Origin of the sequence: Wolbachia endosymbiont of Drosophila bocki (genome assembly GCF_028982005.1) — a bacterium.
Lineage (GTDB): Bacteria > Pseudomonadota > Alphaproteobacteria > Rickettsiales > Anaplasmataceae > Wolbachia > Wolbachia pipientis.
Window position 1 is genome coordinate 1 of record NZ_JAPQLG010000154.1, and the last position, 1,864, is coordinate 1,864.

The 1,864-nt window shown below is 35.4% G+C and carries 1 protein-coding gene and 1 pseudogene; both read left to right on the forward strand.

What is annotated here, in order from left to right; genetic code table 11:
- A pseudogene (locus OZD61_RS03415) lies at positions 1–731 on the forward strand (IS5 family transposase); the annotation flags it as partial.
- Between the two features lie 266 nt (positions 732–997).
- Positions 998–1,864, forward strand: an 867-nt coding sequence (locus tag OZD61_RS03420; RefSeq protein ID WP_274979854.1) for a hypothetical protein, incomplete at its 3' end; no start/stop codon positions are given.

The following is a 1,864-nucleotide window of genomic DNA, read 5'->3' on the forward strand; positions in this document are numbered from 1 at the left end:
ACCAAAATACAGTAAGTGTGAGATAGTAAATGCAATTCTTTATATACTGCGCACAGGATGTCAATGGCGCTATTTACCACACGATTTTCCGCCGTGGAAGGCTGTGCATGAACAGTTTAGAAGATGGAAAAAGCAGGGAATTTTTGAGAAAATGAACTATGATATCACTAAATATAGTAGGTCAAAAATGGGAAGCCGAGCGCATGCATAGTGGACAGTCAATCGGTAAAAACCACGGAAAAAGGGGGGTCAAAGGTTATGATGGTGCGAAAAGGGTAAAGGGGAGAAAAAGACATATAATCACAGATACTCAAGGATTTGTGCTTGGTTGCTATGTAGGAGCTGCAAGCGAAAATGACAGAGATGGGGTGAAGATGGCATTGGACAATATGAAGGAAAAATACAGCAATATTAAGAAAATGTGGGCTGATATGGGATACCAAGGAAAAGATTTAAAGGATTACGTAAAGAGAGAATATGGGATAGATATTGAAATTGTCAAAAGGCCTCCATGTAGGTTTTGGGTGCATAAAGATACACCACTAGAACTATTGCCACAACGGGATCCTGGATTTTCAGTACAGCCGAGAAGGTGGGTGGTAGAGAGGACTTTTGCTTGGATCAATAGAAATAGAAGGCTATCAAAGGAGTATGATTTACTTACAACATCTACTGAAAGTTTCATATATCTGGCTATGAGTAAAGTTATGTTAAGTAGGGAATATGCTTGATTTACTGGTTTGTGGACAACCTCTAGTAGCGGAATGACGAATTTTTGTTTTTCAAATTGTCAGTAAATCTAAGTCAGTTTAGCTATATAAAACATAGTATAAAAAGAGCTATTTTAGCAAAATTTTAAACAAATAAAGTTAATTACTTCACAATTGATACCTTACGAGAAAAGCACATTTGATACAGATTTAAAATACAAGTTAACGAATTATTATGATTTTTACCAAGATAATAATATAGTAAGGTTTGGTAGTGAGGTATCAAAATGGGAAAATACACTAACGCATGGTTTTATAAGAAGACTGACCCAAATCATCACGATTGTGCAAATGATGGCACTTGCGGGCAATCTATAAAGGATTTTAGGATTGGTGATTCTGACATTTTCTTCTATGATAGTAATGGAACAGCGATTGCGCAGATACCTAAGTTGCCTAACGGAAACTCTATTACATACCGTAATAATTTATATAAAACTGCACAATCAAGAAACTTTGGTGAGAATACAAAATACGTAGGATTACAAGATGTGCTGCCTAATCAATTCAACTATAGGTGTAAAGATCTAGATTTCACCATAAATTTTGGTAGCCTATCACAACGCGAGCAAGATCAAGTAAAAATGGATATCCAAAGTGCTTATGATGCATATAAAGCAAAGTTTTGTATTGATAGACCAGAAGCTGTACAGATCTATATTTTTAATAATGAAGATGATTATAGGAAATATGGTGCTCTAATTCCGAGATTTGCTGGATATCAGAGTATGATTGATAATTCTGGGGGAATGGCATCTGGAGAAATCCTGATGTGCTATAAAACTGCTTATATGGATAATGTTTTAGCCCATGAATTGGGTCACGTATTTCAATTCAAGTTTTCCCCAACAAAAGTAAGAGAATTGGACTATGTAAATGGTCAGCTGATGGCAAATGCAATTGGACTTGAGGTAGAAGAAAAAAATTATAAAGCTATTTGCAAGCAGATGGGTGTAGATGAATATAAAGACCGTGGATGGATGTTTCAATTTAAATATAAGGACACAACTGGTAGTATATACCGCAAAGATCTTTCAGAAGCAGAGAAATTTCAAATTATACAACGTGTCAAGAATTCTGGACTAGATGAATAT